Here is a 16,573-nt window from a genome sequence, read left to right as displayed (position 1 = left end):
GCATGGAGATCCTCTGGTTCGTGGTCGGCGTGCTGGCCATGGCGGTCGGCCTCGCCGCCTCCATCGCCCTGCACGAGGTCGGCCATCTCGTGCCCGCCAAGCTCTTCGGCGTGCGCGTCACGCAGTACATGATCGGCTTCGGCAGGACGATCGTCTCCTGGCGCCGCGGGGAGACCGAGTACGGCTTCAAGGCCATCCCGCTCGGCGGCTACGTCTCCATGGTGGGCATGCTGCCGCCGCCCAAGGACGGGCAGGCGGCCCGCACCGCCTCCACCGGACTGGTGCAGCAGATGGGCCAGCTGGCCCATGACGCCCGCACCCAGGCCGCCGAGGAGCTCACCGCCGCGGACGAGGGCCGCCAGTTCATCCAGCTGCCGGTGTGGAAGCGCATCGTCATCATGCTCGGCGGACCGTTCATGAACCTGCTCATCGCCCTCGTGCTCATGACCGTCCTGGTCATGACCGTCGGCACAGCGACCCCCACCACCACGGTCTCGGAGGTCTTCCGCTGCGTGGTGACCGCGCAGGAGCAGCAGTCGCGCGCCGAAGCCGGCCAGGCGGAGTGCCGTGACGGGGACCCGGTGGCCCCGGCCCACGCCGCCGGCCTCGAGCCGGGGGACACCGTGACCAGCTTCGACGGGCAGCCGGTCCACACCTGGGACGAGCTCTCCGCCGCCATCCGCGCCCGCGCGGACCAGCCCACCGCCATCGAATGGACCCGGGACGGGCAGGCCATGTCCGGCACCCTGACCCCGCGCCTGACCGAGCGTCCCGTCACCGACGCCCTCGGCCGCCCGGAACGGGCCCCGGACGGCACCGCCAAGACCGAGCAGGTCGGGTTCATCGGCATGGGCTCGCAGATCGAGAACGTGCGCGGCACCCCGCTGGACGCTGTCGAGCAGGTCGGCGTGCAGATCCGCGGCGTCGTGGACGTCGTCCTGGTGCTGCCGCAGCGCCTCTGGGACACCGCCGTCGCCGTGGTCACCCCGGTCGAGCGCGACCCGGACGGCCCCATGTCTGTGGTGGGCGTCGGCCGCATCGCCGGCGAGGCCGCCGCCCTCGAGGACGTGCCCCTGCAGGACAAGGGGGCGCTGCTGCTGTCCCTGCTCGCCTCCGTGAACATCGCACTGATGGTGTTCAACCTCATCCCGCTGCTGCCCCTGGACGGCGGCCACGTGGCCGGCGCCCTCTGGGAGAAGCTGCGCCGCGGGTTCGCGAAGCTCACCGGACGTCCGGACCCCGGCCCCTTCGACCTCGCCACCATGCTCCCGCTCACCTACGTGGTCGGCGCGGCCATGCTCGTCATGGGCGTCATCCTCATCGTGGCGGACATCGTCAAGCCGATCCGGCTCTTCTGAGCCGGCCCCGCGTCCACGGCGCGCCGCCGCGGACGGCGGGCGGCCGTCGTCGTGAAGCCGCCGGTGGGACACGGAGAGGCGAGGGTCACCCGGGGCCTGCCCTGCGGCCCCACAGCCCCTAGGATGGGTGGGCACGGTCCCACGGGACCGCCAGTGAAACACCACACCTGCGTCTGAACTCTTAGGAGCCGAAGTGCCCGTCAGCCTTGGAATGCCGTCCGCCCCGCCGCCCGTGCTGGCCCCGCGCCGGCAGACCCGGCAGATCCAGGTCGGCTCCGTGGGCGTCGGCTCGGACCACCAGGTGTCCGTGCAGTCGATGACCACCACCAAGACGCACGACATCGGCGCGACCCTGCAGCAGATCGCCGAGCTCACCGCCGCCGGGTGCGACATCGTGCGCGTGGCCTGCCCGACCGACAAGGACGCCGCGGCGCTGAAGGTGATCGCGCAGCAGTCCACCATCCCGGTCATCGCGGACATCCACTTCCAGCCGAAGTACGTCTTCGCCGCGATCGAGGCCGGCTGCGGCGCCGTCCGTGTGAACCCGGGCAACATCAAGAAGTTCGACGACAAGGTCAAGGAGATCGCCCAGGCCGCCTCGGACCACGGCACCTCCATCCGCATCGGCGTCAACGCCGGCTCCCTGGACCCGCGCCTGCTGAAGAAGTACGGCAAGGCCACCCCGGAGGCCCTCGTCGAGTCCGCCGTCTGGGAGGCCTCCCTGTTCGAGGAGCACGGCTTCAAGGACTTCAAGATCTCCGTGAAGCACAACGACCCGGTGATCATGGCCCGCGCCTACGAGCTGCTCGCCCAGGAGGGCGACTGGCCGCTGCACCTCGGCGTGACCGAGGCCGGCCCGGAGTTCCAGGGCACCATCAAGTCCGCCACCGCCTTCGGCTACCTGCTCGGCCAGGGCATCGGAGACACCATCCGCGTCTCCCTCTCCGCCCCGCCGGTGGAGGAGGTCAAGGTCGGCCTGCAGATCCTGCAGTCGTTGAACCTGCGCGAGCGCAAGCTCGAGATCGTCTCCTGCCCGTCCTGCGGACGCGCCCAGGTGGACGTGTACACGCTGGCAGACGAGGTCACCGAGGGCCTGAAGGACGTCACCGTCCCGCTGCGCGTGGCCGTCATGGGCTGCGTGGTGAACGGTCCGGGCGAGGCCCGCGAGGCCGACCTCGGCGTGGCCTCCGGCAACGGCAAGGGGCAGATCTTCGTCAAGGGAGAGGTCATCCGCACCGTGCCGGAGGACCAGATCGTGGAGACCCTCATCGAGGAGGCCCGCCGCATCGCCGCGGAGATGGGCCTTGAGGAGGACGGCGGTGACGACGCCGCAGCCGGCGCCCCGGTGGTCAGCGTCCACTGACCTGGACGTCCGGGCCGCCACCGGCGGCGCCGCCCGGCTCCTGACCGACGCCGACACCCCGCAGGTGGCGGAGCTGGCCGACGCGGACCCGGTGGCGAACGTCTTCGTCGCCTCCCTGCTGCAGGCTGGACGCCGCACCGGACCGCGGGGCCGCACGGCCGCCACCTGCTTCCTGGGCGTCGCGGACCCCGACGACGGCCCCGCCGCTGCATTGCGAGCGGTCGCCTGGGTCGGGTCGAACGTCGTGCCCCTGGCGATCCCGGGTGCCGCCCGCCACGCCCTCACCCTGGGCCGGGCCGCCGCCGCACTGCGGCGCCGCTTCGGCTCCCTCTACGGGCCGGCGGACCAGGTGCTCGGCATCGAGGCGATGCTCGCCTCCCACGGACACCGGCCCCGCTCCGTGCGCCCGGACCAACCGCTCATGGTGGCCCGCGGACCGGGCACGGTGCAGCCCAGCCCGACGCTGCGGCAGGCACAGCCGGCGGACCTGGACACGGTGCTGCCGGCCTCCGCGGCGATGTTCGAGGAGGAACTCGGCTTCTCCCCGCTGCGCCAGGGCGCGGCGTCCTACCGGGACCGTGTCCACCGGCTCATCCAGGCCGGGCGCGTGCTGATCGAGCCGGGGGAGGACGACGGCCAGGCGCCCCGGCGGATGCCGCTGTTCAAGGCGGACCTCGGCGTGCTCAGCATGGACTGCGTGCAGGTGCAGGGGGTCTGGGTGCGCCCGGACCGCCGCGGCGAGGGGCTGGCGGCACCGGCCATGGCGGCCGTGGTGCAGTACGCCGCGCGCACCGCCGACCATGTGAGCCTCTACGTCAACGCCTACAACGAGCCGGCCGTGCGCACCTACGCGCGGGTCGGATTCGAGCAGGTCGGCACCTTCGCCACGGTGCTGTACTGACCGGACGGGCGATAGGATCGCCCGGAGAATCCCTCGCCCGGAGAACGGGCGCTCCGACCGCACGACTCGAAGGAGTCCCACGCATGGCACTGCGCATGTCCACCCTGTTCCTGCGGACCCTGCGCGACGACCCGGCCGAGGCCGAGGTCGCGAGCCACAGGCTGCTCGTCCGCGCCGGCTACATCCGGCGCGCCGCCCCCGGCATCTACACCTGGCTGCCGCTGGGCCTGAAGGTGCTGTCCCGGGTCGAGCGCATCGTGCGCGAGGAGATGGACGCGATCGGCGGCCAGGAAGTCCACTTCCCGGCCCTGCTGCCCCGCGAGCCCTACGAGGCCACCGGCCGCTGGGACGAGTACGGCGACGGCGTCTTCCGCCTCAAGGACCGCAAGGAGGCCGACTACCTGCTGGCCCCCACCCACGAGGAGATGTTCACCCTCCTGGTGAAGGAGCACTACTCCTCCTACAAGGACCTGCCGGTGTACCTGTACCAGATCCAGACGAAGTACCGCGACGAGGCCCGTCCGCGCGCCGGGCTGCTGCGCGGCCGCGAGTTCGTCATGAAGGACTCCTACTCCTTCACCGTGGACGACCAGGGCCTGCAGGAGGCCTACGACGCGCACCGTGCCGCCTACCTGCGGATCTTCGAGCGGCTCGGCCTGGAGGTCGTGCCTGTGCAGGCGACCGCCGGCGCCATGGGCGGCTCGCGCTCCGAGGAGTTCCTGCACCCCTCGCCGATCGGCGAGGACACCTACGTCGAGTCCCCGGGCGGCTACCGCGCCAACGTGGAGGCCGTGACCTCCGTGGCCCCGGATCCGCTGTCCGAGGAGGCCATGGCCGCGCTGCCGGCCGCCGAGGTCAAGGACACCCCGGTCTCCACCACCATCGCCGCCCTCGTGGACGTGGCCAACGACCTCGCCCCGCGCGAGGACGGCCCCTGGACCGCGGCCGACACCCTCAAGTGCGTCGTGCTCACCGCCGTCCTGGACGGCGACGAGCGCCGCCAGTTCGTGGTGGCCGTCCCCGGCGACCGCGACGTGGACCTCAAGCGCCTCGAGGCGTCCGTGGGCGAGGCCCTGGGCGTGCACGGCGAGCCGACCGTGGAGGCCGCCACCGAGGCGGACCTGAAGCGTCACCCTTCCCTGGTCAAGGGCTACATCGGCCCCGGCGAGGGTCCGGACGGACGGAAGGTCCTCGGGGCCGAGGACTCGGTCTCCGGGCTCGCCTTCCTCGTGGACCCCCGCATCGCTGCCGGCACCACCTGGATCACCGGAGCCAACGCGGACCAGAAGCACGTGTTCGGCCTCGTGGCCGGCCGCGACTTCACCTGGGACGGCGTGGTCGAGTCGACCGTCGTCCGCGAAGGCGACGCCTCCCCGGACGGCACCGGCGCCCTGACCACCCGCCGCGGCATCGAGATGGGTCACATCTTCCAGCTGGGCAGGAAGTACGCCGAGGCCCTGGACCTGAAGGTCCTGGACCAGAACGGCAAGCAGGTCGTGGTGACCATGGGCTCCTACGGCATCGGCGTCACCCGCAGCGTCGCCGCGATCGCGGAGACCCACCACGACGAGAAGGGCCTGGTCTGGCCGCGCGCCGTCGCCCCGGCCGACGTGCACGTGGTGGTCGCCGCCAAGGGCGCCGACGCCTTCGCCTACGCCGAGCAGCTCACCGCGCGGCTCGAGGAGGCCGGCCACACCGTCCTGCTGGACGACCGCACCAAGGTCAGCCCCGGCGTGAAGTTCAAGGACTTCGAGCTCATCGGCATCCCGACCGCCGTCGTGGTCGGCCGCGGCCTCACGGAGGGGCTGCTCGAGCTCAAGGACCGCGCCACCGGCGAGACCCGCGAGGTCTCGGTGGACGAGGTCGTGGCGGCCGTGTCCGCCGTCGTCGCCGCCGACCCGGAAGCCTGAACGCGGTGGACCTGTTCGGCCCGGTCGAGCTCACCGTCGGCCTGCTGCTGATGGTGGTGCTCGCCGGGCTGGCCGCCGGCTGGATCGACGCCGTCGTCGGCGGCGGTGGGCTGCTGCAGCTGCCGGTGGTCATGCTCATCCCGGGCCTGACGCCGGTGCAGGCGCTGGCCACCAACAAGATGGGGTCGGTGTTCGGCACGGCCACCTCCGCCGCCACCTACGTCCGCCGCGTCAGACCGGACCTGCGCACGGCCGCCGCCACCGCCGCGGTGGCCCTGGCCGCCAGCTTCGGCGGGGCGCTCGTGGCCGCCGTGCTGCCGGCCGCCGTCATCCGCCCCGTGACCCTCGTCGCCCTCGTGGGCGTCGCCGTGTTCACCGCGGTGCGCCCCCAGCTCGGTCATTCCCAACAGCTGAAGTTCACCGGCGCAGCCCACCTGGTGCGCGCGCTGCTCATCGGCCTGGTGATCGGCTTCTACGACGGCGTCCTGGGCCCGGGCACCGGCACGTTCCTGATCATCGCGCTGGTCACCGTGCTCGGCTACGACTTCCTCCACGGCTCGGCCACCGCGAAGATCGTCAACCTCTGCACGAACCTCGGCGCGCTGGCGTTCTTCCTGCCCCAGGGGCACGTGGTCCTCGGCATCGGCCTGGTCCTGGGCGTCTCCAACCTGCTGGGCGGGTACATCGGCGCCCGCATGGCGATCGCCCGCGGCTCCGGGTTCATCCGCGTGGTCTTCCTCGTGGTGGTCGCCGCGCTCATCCTCCGCCTGGGCTGGGACACCCTCGCCCCGCTGCTGGGCTGATCCGGCGCCGGCGGCCTCTGCACCGTGTCCGGCCGGTGCGGGTACAGTGTCCAGGTCCCCGCACCGGCCGCCCGGGCCGGAACGGAGCCGAGAAGGTGAGGAGCGCACAGCCGTGCAGGAGCAGAACCAGTCCGCCGCCGGGTCGCCGCAGCAGGCCCTCGAGCAGATCGTGGCCGCGGCCGTGGAGCCGGAGGGCTTCGTGGTGGAGAAGGCGGTCGTCGTCGGTGCCGCGGACGTGCCCACCGTCCAGGTGACCCTGGACCGCGCCCACGGCGCCGAGGGTGTGGACATGGACGCCGTGGCCCGCCTGTCGCGCCTGGTCTCCGCCGCCCTGGACGACTACGGCGAGTCGGTGCCCGGCGTGGGCACGGGGGAGTACCTGCTCGAGGTCTCCTCGGCCGGCGTCGACCGTCCGCTCACCGAGCGCCGACACTGGGCGCGGAACGTCGGCCGGCTCGTGGAGGTCTCCGTGGACGGCGCCGCCCCGATCACCGCCCGGGTGCTCGAGGTCGGTGCGGACGGCGTGGAGCTCGCCGAGCACCGACCCGGCGCGAAGAAGGGCATGCCGGCCAAGACGCTGGCCCCCGTCCGCGTCCCGTTCGCGCAGCTCGGCACCGGAGCCGTCCAGGTAGAGTGGGGCGGAAGTCAGCAGTCCACCGGCGCCGCCCGTGACGGGAAGGGCCCGGCAGATACGACGGAGGCATAAGTGGATATCGACATGAGCGCGCTGCGCATGCTGGAGAAGGAGCGGGAGATCCCGCTGGACAAGCTCGTCCCCACCATCGAGCAGGCGCTGCTGACGGCATACCACCGTACGCCGGGCGCCGTGAAGCAGGCCCGCGCGGAGATCGACCGCAAGTCCGGACGCGTGACCATCTGGGCCACGGAGGTCGAGGAGGACGGCACCGCGATCGGCGAGTTCGACGACACCCCGAACGGCTTCGGCCGCATCGCCGCCTCCACCGCCCGCCAGATCATCCTGCAGCGGCTGCGCGACGCAGACGACGAGAGGGTCCTCGGCGAGTTCCGCGGCAAGGAGGGCGAACTCGTCTCCGGCGTCATCCAGCAGGGCAACAACGCCCGCATGATCCAGGTGAACCTCGGCACCCTCGAGGCCGTCCTGCCCCCGCCGGAGCAGGCCCCGGGAGAGGACTACCGCCACGGCCGTCGCCTGCGCGCCTACGTGGTCTCCGCGGTCCGCGGAGCGAAGGGCCCGTCCGTGACCCTGTCCCGCTCCCACCCGAACCTCGTCCGCAAGCTCTTCGAGCTGGAGGTCCCCGAGATCGCCGACGGCGCCGTGGAGATCACGGCGCTGGCCCGCGAGGCCGGCCACCGCACCAAGATGGCGGTGAAGGCCACGCGTGCGGGCATCAACGCGAAGGGCGCTGCGATCGGCGAGATGGGCACCCGTGTCCGCGCCGTCATGACGGAGCTGAACGGCGAGAAGATCGACATCGTCGACTACTCGGACGATCCGGCGACCATGATCGCCAACGCGCTGTCCCCGGCGAAGGCCGTGTCCGTGGAGATCGTGGACGAGGCCGCCCACTCGGCCCGCGTCGTGGTCTCGCAGCACCAGCTGTCCCTCGCCATCGGCAAGGAGGGCCAGAACGCCCGCCTCGCCGCCAAGCTGACCGGATGGCGCATCGACATCGTCGGTGACGGGGCGGAGCCCGATCAGGCCTGAGCGCGCACCGCGCGAAGGCCGCCTGCCGGCGGCCACGCTGTGACGGCCCGCACACGAGGATGTGTGCGGGCCGTCGTCCTGATGTGCGACGGCACCCCGGAGGGCGAGAATCCGCCGCGGACGCGCTAGACTCGTAGAGGTCCACCTTCGGGCACCCCTGCAGGCAGGGGTTCGTCCCCGCAGTGCAGAGGAGTCCCGCATGACGTCGCAGACGCCCGTGCGGACCTGCGTCGGGTGCCGGGAGAAGGCGGATCAGACAGAGCTGGTGCGCGTGGCCCTGGACCGCAGCACGGACCCCCCATCCGTGCAGTGGGACGAGGCACGCCGGCGCCCCGGCCGCGGTGCGTGGGTGCATCGCGACCCGGAGTGTGCGGCACGCGCCCTCGCCCGCGGCGGCTTCGCCCGGTCCTTCCGGACCCGGGTGGACACCGCCGCCCTCGAGGAGGCGCGCCGGCTGAAGAGACAAGAAAACGAAGGCGGGTCAGAGATCTGATGCGTACCCGATGAGCACTGAAGCATGAGTGCCCAACGATGAACATCACCCCCTGCTGTCAGGCAGGCCGTGCGGCGTCGACCATGATGCACGCCCCGGTCTGGGACACCACCGACGGTCTCAAGGCGGGCTGAACGAGGACCACATCTGTTCCGTTCGGCCTCGCTGAGGAGGCCAGAACAGGAGAAACGTGGCCAAGGTCCGCGTCCACGAGCTCGCCAAGGAGCTCGGCATCCCTTCCAAGGAGGCCTTGAGCAAGCTCAAGGAGCTCGGCGAGTTCGTCAGCTCGGCCTCCTCCACGATCGAGCCCCCGGTCGTGAAGAAGCTCCGCAACGCCTACGCCGGCTCCGCGCCGGCCGGCGATGCCAAGAGCTCCGCCGCGAAGCCCGCGGCCGGAGCATCCAAGCCGGCGGCCGCCCCGCAGGCTTCGGCATCCTCGGCCCCCAAGCCGGGTGCCGCCGCCCCGAAGCCGGGTGCCCAGGCCCCCCAGGCCGGCACGCCGAAGCCGGGTGCCGCGGCTCCGAAGCCGGGTGCCGCCGCCCCGAAGTCTGGTGCCCCGAAGCCGGGTGCGCCGACGCCGGCCTCCTCGGCTCCGAAGCCGGGGGCCGCCGCGCCGAAGCCGGGTGCCCCGAAGCCGGGTGCCGCCGCGCCGAAGCCAGGTGCCCCGAAGCCGGGAGCCCCCCGTCCGGGCAACAACCCGTTCACCTCGAAGGCCGGCTCCGCCGGTCCGCGTCCGGGCGCCCGTGGCGGCCGCGGCGGCCCGCGCCCGGGCAACAACCCGTTCTCCTCCAGCCAGGGCATGCGCTCCGGCCGTGAGGACCGCGCCCCGCGCCCCGGCGGCCCCCGCCAGGGTGCCGGTGCCGGTGGTCCGCGTCCGGCCGCAGGCGGCCCCCGTCCGGGTGCCCCGCGTCCGAACCCGGGGATGATGCCCAAGCAGATCACCCCTGCCCCGGCCCCGTCTCGCGGCGGTGGCCGCGGCCGTCCGGGCGGCGGCCCCGGCCGTCCCGGCGGCTTCGGCGGCCGTGGCCGCGGCAACGCCCAGGGTGCCTTCGGCCGTGGAGGCGGCCCGCGCAAGGGGCGCAAGTCCAAGCGCGCGAAGCGCCAGGAGTTCGAGCAGCAGCACACCCGCGAGATCGGCGGCGTGAAGATCCCCAAGGGCGACGGCAACACCGTGCTTCGCCTGCGCCGGGGCGCTTCGCTCGCCGACTTCGCCGAGAAGATCCGCGCGGACGTCGCGGACCTGGTGAAGGTGCTGTTCACCCTGGGTGAGATGGCCTCGGCCAACCAGTCCCTCGACGAGGACACGTTCCAGCTGCTGGGCGAGGAGCTCGGCTACAAGGTGCAGATCGTGTCCCCGGAGGACGAGGACAAGGAGCTGCTGGAGGCGTTCGACATCGACCTCGAGGCCGAGGAGGCCGAGGAGGACGACGAGGACCTCGAGCCGCGTCCGGCCGTCGTGACCGTCATGGGCCACGTGGACCACGGCAAGACCCGCCTGCTCGACGCCATCCGCTCCTCGAACGTCATCGAGGGCGAGGCCGGCGGCATCACCCAGCACATCGGCGCGTACCAGGTGCCGGTGGACCACCAGGGTGAGCGGCGTCGCCTGACCTTCATCGACACCCCGGGCCACGAGGCGTTCACCGCCATGCGTGCCCGCGGTGCCAAGGTCACCGACATCGCCGTGCTCGTGGTCGCCGCGGACGACGGCGTCATGCCGCAGACCGTGGAGGCCCTGAACCACGCGCAGGCCGCCGACGTGCCGATCGTCGTCGCCGTGAACAAGATCGACAAGGACACCGCCGCCCCGGACAAGATCCGCGGCCAGCTGACCGAGTACGGCCTGGTGCCGGAGGAGTACGGCGGAGACACGATGTTCGTCGACGTCTCCGCCCGCCAGAACCTGCACATCGACCAGCTGCTCGAGGCCGTCCTGCTCACCGCGGACGCCGCCCTGGAGCTCCAGGCCAACCCGGACAAGGACGCCCGCGGCGTCGCCATCGAGGCCAACCTGGACAAGGGGCGCGGCGCCGTGGCGACCGTCCTGGTCCAGACCGGCACCCTGCGCGTCGGCGACACCATGGTCGTCGGCTCGGCGCACGGCCGCGTCCGCGCCATGTTCGACGAGAACGGCGAGGCCGTGGAGGAGGCCCTGCCCTCCCGTCCGGTCCAGGTCCTGGGCCTGTCCGCCGTGCCGCGCGCCGGTGACTCCTTCCTGGTGACCAACGACGAGCGCACCGCCCGTCAGATCGCCGAGAAGCGCGAGGCCGCCGAACGCAACGCCCAGCTGGCCAAGCGCCGCAAGCGCATCACCCTGGAGGAGTTCGACCAGGCGGTGGCCGAGGGCAAGCTGGACACCCTCAACCTCATCATCAAGGGCGATGCGTCCGGTGCCGTCGAGGCGCTCGAGGACTCGCTGCTCAAGATCGATGTGGGCGAGGACGAGGTGCAGCTGCGCGTCATCCACCGCGGTGTGGGTGCGATCACCCAGAACGACGTCAACCTGGCCACCGTGGACAACGCCATCATCATCGGCTTCAACGTCCGTCCCGCCGAGCGCGTGGGCGAGCTGGCCGACAAGGAGGGCGTGGACATGCGGTTCTACTCGGTGATCTACGACGCGATCGACGACATCGAGGCCGCCCTGAAGGGCATGCTCAAGCCGGAGTACGAGGAGGTCGAGCTCGGCTCGGCCGAGATCCGCGAGGTGTTCCGCTCCTCCAAGTGGGGCAACATCGCCGGCTCTCTCGTCCGCTCCGGTCTCATCCGCCGCAACGCCCAGGCCCGCCTGGTGCGCGACGGCGTGGTGGTGGCCGACAACCTCAAGATCGACTCGCTGCGCCGCTTCAAGGACGACGCCACCGAGGTCCGCGAGGGCTACGAGTGCGGTATCGGCCTGGGCAGCTTCAACGACATCAAGGAAGGCGACGTCATCGAGACCTTCGAGATGCAGGAGAAGCCGCGCGACTGACCTGCGCCGGACGCAGGACAGCCCCGCATCCACAGGAAGGAAGTGAGCTCATGGCCGATCCGACACGTGCAGCCAAGCTGGCCCAGCGCATCAAGGTCCTCGTGGCCGAGGCGCTGCGGCGCAGTGTGAAGGACGACCGTGTGGAGCCGGTGACCGTGACGGAGGTCCGCGTGACCAACGACCTCCAGCACGCCACCGTCTACTACACCGTGCTGGGCGACGACGACACCGTCGCCGCCGCCCACCAGGGCATCCAGGACAACCGAGGGATCCTGCGCCGCGAGGTCGGCCGGAACCTGACGATCCGCCTGGTGCCCACCCTCGAGTTCGTCGCGGACACCGTGCCCGAGGCGGCCGCCCACCTCGAGGAGGTGCTGCGCGCGGCCCGGGAGCGGGACGCTCAGATCGCCAAGTCCAGCGAGGGCGCCGCCTTCGCCGGCGAGGCGGACCCGTACCGCCACGCGGACGAGAACGACGGCGAGCGAGCCTGAGGCCCCACCGACCGTGAGCTCTCAGCGCACCGCAGCAGCCCCCGACGCCCCGGGCACCGAGGCGTCGGGGGTTGTCCTCGTCGACAAGCCCGGCGGCTGGACCTCGCACGACGTGGTCGGGCGCATCCGCCGCCTGGCCGGGACCCGCAAGGTCGGCCACGCCGGCACCCTCGACCCCATGGCCACCGGCCTGCTCGTGGTCGGGGTCAACAAGGCCACCCGCCTGCTGACCTCCATCACCGGCACGGACAAGGTCTACGAGGCCACCGTGCGGCTCGGGGTCTCCACCGTCACCGACGACGCCGAGGGCGAGGTCGTCCAGACCCGCCTGGCGAACGCCGTCACCGAGGAACGTGTGGCCGAGCAGGTCGCCCTCCTCACCGGGGACATCGAGCAGGTTCCCTCCGCCGTGTCCGCCGTGAAGGTGGCCGGCCGCCGTGCCTACGACCGCGTCCGCGCGGGTGAGGACGTGCAGCTCGACGCCCGCCCCGTCACCGTGCACTCCTTCGACGTGCTGCAGATGCGCCGCCTGGATGACGGGCGGGTGGTGGACCTGGACGTGCGCGTCCACTGTTCGTCCGGCACCTACATCCGTGCCCTGGCCCGGGACCTGGGGGAGGCCCTCGAGATCGGCGGCCACCTCACCATGCTGCGGCGCACGAGGGTCGGTCCGTTCGACGTGGCCGACGCCCACAGCCTCGAGGCCCTCGCCGCGGGCTTCGCGATGACCGAGCTCTCCGCCGCCGCCGCGGACCTGTTCCCGGTCCGGGATCTGACCGACCACGAGGCCGAGGAGCTCTCCTTCGGGCGCGCCATCGCACCGACCGGCACCGACGGGCAGCTCACCGCGGCCCGCCGCACCGACGGCACCGTCGTCGCCCTGGTCAAGGATGCCCGCCGCCGTGGGCAGGACATCGCCCGTCCGCACCTGGTGTTCGCCCCGGCCGAGGGACCGGGCACCGGTTCGGCGTCGAAGGAGGCCCGCCCATGATCCTGGACGCCTGGTTCTGGACGGGCACCGTCATCGGCGTCCTGTCCCTGCTGATCTGCCTCGTGGCGGCGGTCGTGCGCCGCCACCCGGCGGACTCGGCGATCCTCTCGGCCGCCGCCGTCGAACTGTTCCTGATCGTCTACGCCGTGGCCGGCGCGATCCGGCAGTTCTCCGGGGACACCCTCAACGGTCCGGGCTGGGAGTTCTGGGGCTATGTGATCACCGCCCTGCTGATCCCGCCGCTCGCCGTGGCCTGGGCGATCACGGACAAGACCCGGTGGGCCAACGTGGTGCTCGCCGTCGCCGGCCCCACCGTGGTGGTCATGCTCCACCGCATGCAGGTCATCTGGTACGGACAGTGGTGAGGAGGACCATGAGCACCGAACTGCAGACCCCGCCGCGCCGCAACCAGGGGCTGGGCCGCATCATCGTGATGGTCTACGCCGTCTTCGCCCTCTCGGCGCTGGCCCGCAGCCTCTTCCAGATCCTCAGCCACTTCGACCGCGCTCCTGTGGCCTATGTGCTCTCGGCGTTCGCAGCGATCGTGTACATCGTGGCCACCGTCTCCCTGGCGCGGATCGGCCGCACCGCGTGGCTGGTCTCCCTGGTGGCCGTGCTGATCGAGCTGGTCGGCGTGGTGGGCGTGGGCCTGGCCACCGTCCTGCACCCGGAGCTGTTCGCGGATGCCACCGTGTGGTCGCACTTCGGCGCCGGCTACGGCTACGTGCCGCTGGTGCTGCCGATCGTGGGCCTGGCCTGGCTGCTGACCCACCGCGAGCCGAAGGAGTCCTGAATGAAGCTTTGGACCTCGCTGGACCAGGTGCCGGCGGACCTGCCGAGCACGGTCGTCGCGCTCGGGAACTTCGACGGCGTGCACCGCGGCCACCGTCAGGTGCTGGCCTCCGTGGTGGAGCGCGCCCGTGCCGGCGGCCATGCCGCGGTGGTGGTGACCTTCGCCCCGCACCCGCGCGCCGTGCATCTGCCGCACGTGGCGCACGAGGACATCGTCAGCCCACGCCAGCGGATCGCCCTGCTCGAGGCCGCCGGCGTGGACGCCGTGCTCCAGCAGCACTACTCGCTCGAGTTCGCCCGGCAGACCCCGGAGGAGTTCGTGCGCTCGATGTTCGTGGACGGCCTGAACGCCGCCGCGGTGGTGGTGGGTCATGACGTCCGCTTCGGCCGGGACAACTCCGGCGACTTCGACACGATGGTGCAGCTGGGCCGCGCCCACGGCTTCGAGGTGATCGCGGTGGACGAGTATCCCGCGGACCTGCCGGAGCACCCGGACCGCCGCTGCTCGTCCACGTGGGTCCGCGAGGCGCTGGCCGCCGGCGAGGTCGCGGAGGCGGCCGCGGTCCTGGGCCGCAACCACGTGGTCTCCGGCGAGGTCGTGCACGGCTGCGCCCGCGGCCGCGAGCTGGGCTTCCCCACCGCCAACCTCGCCGCCGACTCCGAGGGCATGATCCCCGCGGACGGCGTCTACGCCGGCCGGGTGCACGAGGCCGACGGCCGCGTCTGGCCTGCCGCGATCTCCATCGGCACCAACCCGACCTTCGAGGGCGTGCGCCGCGTGGTGGAGGCCCACGTGATCGACCGCCCGGACGAGCGCGTCGAGGACTTCGACCTCTACGGCAAGCACATCGACGTCGAGTTCGTCGCCCGCATCCGCGGCATGGTCGCCTACGAGGGCGTGGAGAAGCTGATCGCCCAGATGCACGAGGACGTGGACCAGGTCCGCGCGATCCTCGCCGCCGCGTGATCCTTCCCAACGACGGACCCCCACCCGCCGCGGGGCATCTCGCCTCCGACCGGGGCGGGGATGCGGCGGCCGGTGCCGGCGGCACCGGTGACGCACCCGCCGTCCCGTCCCTGCCGGGCCGGGCCGCGATCACCCGCACGCACGGGGTGAACCCTTTCGACGTGACCGCGGAGGAGGGCGAGCACTACGACGCCGTCCGCCCGTCATACCCCTCCGCCGCCGTGGACTGGATCCTCGCGGGCCTGGAGGCGCCGCTGGACGTGGTGGACCTGGGCGCGGGCACCGGTCTGTTCACCCGCCTGCTCGCCTCCCGTCCCGTCGACGAGGTCCGTTCGGTGGCGGCCGTCGAGCCGTCGGAGGCCATGCGCGCCGTCCTCGCCCGGGACGTGGCGGACGGGGTGCGCGTGGCCGAGGGCACGGCGGAGCGGACGCACCTGGCGGGGGCCAGCGCCGACGTCGTGGTGGCCGCCCAGGCCTGGCACTGGGTGGACGTGGCCGCGGCGTCGGCGGAGGCGGCCCGGGTGCTGCGGCCGGGCGGGCGGCTGGCGGCCGTGTGGAACCAGCTGGACGTCACCGTGCCGTGGGTGCACCGGCTGACCCGGATCATGCACGCCGGGGACGTGCACGCCGCCGCCCCGGAGCGCCGCCGGTTCGCCGCGCCGTTCGGCCCGGAGGAGCACGCCCGCTGGCCGTGGCAGACCGTCATGACGCCGGCGCAGCTGCACGGCCTCATGGCGTCGCGATCCTACTGGCTGCGTTCGGATGACCGGATCCGCGCCCGGATGCGGGCGAACCTGGACTGGTACCTCCACGAGCACCTGGGCCACGCCGCGGACGCGCAGCTGACGGTGCCCTACGTGACGGTCGCCTGGCGGGCCCGCGCCACGCGGCGTCGCTGACTCAAGACAGCCCTTGACAGTGATCTGCGCAACACCGTAACGTGTCTCACGTCCTATCGACTGGAGCATTGCCGTTGTTTCGTTGGACGCCGGGTTCCCTTCCTGTGCAACTGACCCTGTCATCCGAGAATATGTCCGGGTGGACGTTGACTACGGAGGGATTGGAACCTTGTAGCCAGCAGTAATCTATCCTTAGTCCGTCGGATGCGGTGGTTTTCTACTCCACTACCCCAGATGGAGGATCGCGTAATCGGGGCGAAGGGTGGCATGTGAGTGTGGAGACCCGGTATCAGCCTGCGAATGACTTCATGGAACGATCCGCATTGGAGCCCTATGACGGTTCCTCGTGGAGTGACCCAGAGTGGACATGGAAGAGACGATCTGTCGAACGACTTTTCGGGCAAGACATTAATTTAGTGGACTTTGATCCAGTATTCGAGGATTGGCGTGCTATTGAGGCGCTTCGCTTGGGCCAGATCGGCGACGAATCCGCGTTTCGCGCCTTGGAGAACGCGACGCTTCACCGGAGTCCCCTGATCGCACGTCAGGCATAGGAGCTGATCGAGTGGAGCGGTTGGAGGTGAGATGCCAGTCACGCGTTTATCCCTGGGCTCACGAAGGTTTCGCTGGGTACTGAGCGCTACATGCCTCACCTCCTTCGCGGAGTTCCTGGTTGAAGCAATCGTTTACGCGTGGATTGCCACGAGTCCCTCTTTCGATGACAGTCAGAGGCCTGTGCTTATCGGGGCGTACATCGTTTTCTCAACGACTCCGAGGATTCTTAGTGGAATCCTTCTTGGAGTCACTGTTGACCGGGTCGGCGGCACTCGTGCGCTTCTGATTTCATCGCTTGGACGCACGGGAGTCTTGCTCGCTTCCCTCTGTATGATGATCGTTTCAGGGCATGATGAGCACTTAACTGGCTCTTCACAATCGAGGGTGTAGAC

Annotated in this window: 16 protein-coding genes; 15 read left to right on the top strand and 1 reads right to left on the bottom strand. The window is 71.4% G+C overall.

Translation table 11 applies throughout. The features are described 5' to 3' along the window. Positions 1-2 precede the first annotated feature (2 nt). From HMPREF2863_RS04875 to HMPREF2863_RS04805, 15 genes are all read left to right on the top strand, one after another. Positions 3-1,358: a M50 family metallopeptidase gene (locus tag HMPREF2863_RS04875; RefSeq protein ID WP_070638503.1), complete on the top strand. Its 1,356-nt coding sequence runs from the start codon at positions 3-5 to the stop codon at positions 1,356-1,358. 211 nt (positions 1,359-1,569) lie between these two features. Next, positions 1,570-2,721, top strand: a complete 1,152-nt coding sequence (gene ispG, locus HMPREF2863_RS04870; RefSeq protein ID WP_070638445.1) for a flavodoxin-dependent (E)-4-hydroxy-3-methylbut-2-enyl-diphosphate synthase — start codon at positions 1,570-1,572, stop codon at positions 2,719-2,721. Next, positions 2,678-3,622, top strand: a complete 945-nt coding sequence (locus HMPREF2863_RS04865) for a GNAT family N-acetyltransferase (protein ID WP_083315231.1) — start codon at positions 2,678-2,680, stop codon at positions 3,620-3,622. Before ispG ends, HMPREF2863_RS04865 begins: the two co-directional genes overlap by 44 nt. A gap of 83 nt (positions 3,623-3,705) precedes the next feature. Then, positions 3,706-5,532 (top strand): proline--tRNA ligase, encoded by a 1,827-nt coding sequence (locus tag HMPREF2863_RS04860; RefSeq protein ID WP_070638442.1) that lies wholly within the window; start codon positions 3,706-3,708, stop codon positions 5,530-5,532. 50 nt (positions 5,533-5,582) lie between these two features. Further along, complete coding sequence (locus HMPREF2863_RS04855; protein WP_070638497.1) at positions 5,583-6,335, top strand: TSUP family transporter; 753 nt, start codon at positions 5,583-5,585, stop codon at positions 6,333-6,335. Positions 6,336-6,447: 112 nt separating this feature from the next. Then, entirely contained in the window at positions 6,448-7,041 is a 594-nt protein-coding gene (gene rimP, locus HMPREF2863_RS04850) for a ribosome maturation factor RimP (RefSeq protein ID WP_246828830.1), read from the top strand. After that, positions 7,042-8,022 (top strand): transcription termination factor NusA, encoded by a 981-nt coding sequence (nusA, locus tag HMPREF2863_RS04845; protein WP_070638439.1) that lies wholly within the window; start codon positions 7,042-7,044, stop codon positions 8,020-8,022. A 199-nt stretch (positions 8,023-8,221) separates the two neighbouring features. Next, the gene (locus HMPREF2863_RS04840) at positions 8,222-8,515 is read left to right on the top strand and encodes a YlxR family protein (RefSeq protein WP_070638436.1); all 294 of its coding nucleotides are present in this window, start codon (positions 8,222-8,224) and stop codon (positions 8,513-8,515) included. A gap of 190 nt (positions 8,516-8,705) precedes the next feature. Then, positions 8,706-11,486 carry a translation initiation factor IF-2 gene (infB, locus tag HMPREF2863_RS04835; RefSeq protein WP_070638433.1) on the top strand — a complete coding sequence of 927 codons (2,781 nt, stop codon included), beginning with the start codon at positions 8,706-8,708 and terminating at the stop codon, positions 11,484-11,486. A 50-nt stretch (positions 11,487-11,536) separates the two neighbouring features. Next, on the top strand, positions 11,537-11,977 hold the full coding sequence (rbfA, locus tag HMPREF2863_RS04830) for a 30S ribosome-binding factor RbfA (protein WP_070638427.1): 441 nt from the start codon (positions 11,537-11,539) through the stop codon (positions 11,975-11,977). A 13-nt stretch (positions 11,978-11,990) separates the two neighbouring features. Continuing rightward, positions 11,991-12,968 carry a tRNA pseudouridine(55) synthase TruB gene (gene truB, locus HMPREF2863_RS04825; protein WP_083315230.1) on the top strand — a complete coding sequence of 326 codons (978 nt, stop codon included), beginning with the start codon at positions 11,991-11,993 and terminating at the stop codon, positions 12,966-12,968. Next, positions 12,965-13,333, top strand: a complete 369-nt coding sequence (locus HMPREF2863_RS04820) for a hypothetical protein (protein ID WP_083315229.1) — start codon at positions 12,965-12,967, stop codon at positions 13,331-13,333. The genes truB and HMPREF2863_RS04820 overlap by 4 nt, the downstream gene beginning before the upstream one ends. An 8-nt stretch (positions 13,334-13,341) precedes the next feature. Beyond that, positions 13,342-13,761 (top strand): hypothetical protein, encoded by a 420-nt coding sequence (locus HMPREF2863_RS04815; protein ID WP_070638424.1) that lies wholly within the window; start codon positions 13,342-13,344, stop codon positions 13,759-13,761. Then, on the top strand, positions 13,762-14,727 hold the full coding sequence (locus tag HMPREF2863_RS04810; protein WP_070638419.1) for a bifunctional riboflavin kinase/FAD synthetase: 966 nt from the start codon (positions 13,762-13,764) through the stop codon (positions 14,725-14,727). Next, positions 14,724-15,626, top strand: a complete 903-nt coding sequence (locus HMPREF2863_RS04805) for a class I SAM-dependent methyltransferase (RefSeq protein WP_246828829.1) — start codon at positions 14,724-14,726, stop codon at positions 15,624-15,626. The genes HMPREF2863_RS04810 and HMPREF2863_RS04805 overlap by 4 nt, the downstream gene beginning before the upstream one ends. A 725-nt stretch (positions 15,627-16,351) precedes the next feature. Here the strand turns inward: HMPREF2863_RS04805 and HMPREF2863_RS12145 are convergent. Then, positions 16,352-16,573 (bottom strand): hypothetical protein (locus HMPREF2863_RS12145; RefSeq protein WP_210386723.1); only part of this gene is annotated, 222 nt, incomplete at its 5' end.

The sequence above is a fragment of the Micrococcus sp. HMSC067E09 genome (assembly GCF_001812555.1).
GTDB classification, from domain to species: domain Bacteria; phylum Actinomycetota; class Actinomycetes; order Actinomycetales; family Micrococcaceae; genus Micrococcus; species Micrococcus lylae.
The sequence above is the reverse complement of the archived record's forward strand: the minus strand, read 5'-3'. Positions and strand labels throughout refer to the sequence as shown.

Excerpts from the sequence above, each read along its gene's own strand:
- HMPREF2863_RS04810 (WP_070638419.1), top strand. The coding sequence starts at position 13,762 with ATGAAGCTTTGGACCTCGCTGGACCAGGTGCCGGCGGACCTGCCGAGC.
- HMPREF2863_RS04815 (WP_070638424.1), top strand. The coding sequence starts at position 13,342 with ATGAGCACCGAACTGCAGACCCCGCCGCGCCGCAACCAGGGGCTGGGC.
- HMPREF2863_RS04855 (WP_070638497.1), top strand. The coding sequence starts at position 5,583 with ATGGTGGTGCTCGCCGGGCTGGCCGCCGGCTGGATCGACGCCGTCGTC.
- HMPREF2863_RS04840 (WP_070638436.1), top strand. The coding sequence starts at position 8,222 with ATGACGTCGCAGACGCCCGTGCGGACCTGCGTCGGGTGCCGGGAGAAG.
- rbfA (WP_070638427.1), top strand. The coding sequence starts at position 11,537 with ATGGCCGATCCGACACGTGCAGCCAAGCTGGCCCAGCGCATCAAGGTC.
- HMPREF2863_RS04820 (WP_083315229.1), top strand. The coding sequence starts at position 12,965 with ATGATCCTGGACGCCTGGTTCTGGACGGGCACCGTCATCGGCGTCCTG.
- ispG (WP_070638445.1), top strand. The coding sequence starts at position 1,570 with ATGCCGTCCGCCCCGCCGCCCGTGCTGGCCCCGCGCCGGCAGACCCGG.
- HMPREF2863_RS04860 (WP_070638442.1), top strand. The coding sequence starts at position 3,706 with ATGGCACTGCGCATGTCCACCCTGTTCCTGCGGACCCTGCGCGACGAC.
- HMPREF2863_RS04875 (WP_070638503.1), top strand. The coding sequence starts at position 3 with ATGGAGATCCTCTGGTTCGTGGTCGGCGTGCTGGCCATGGCGGTCGGC.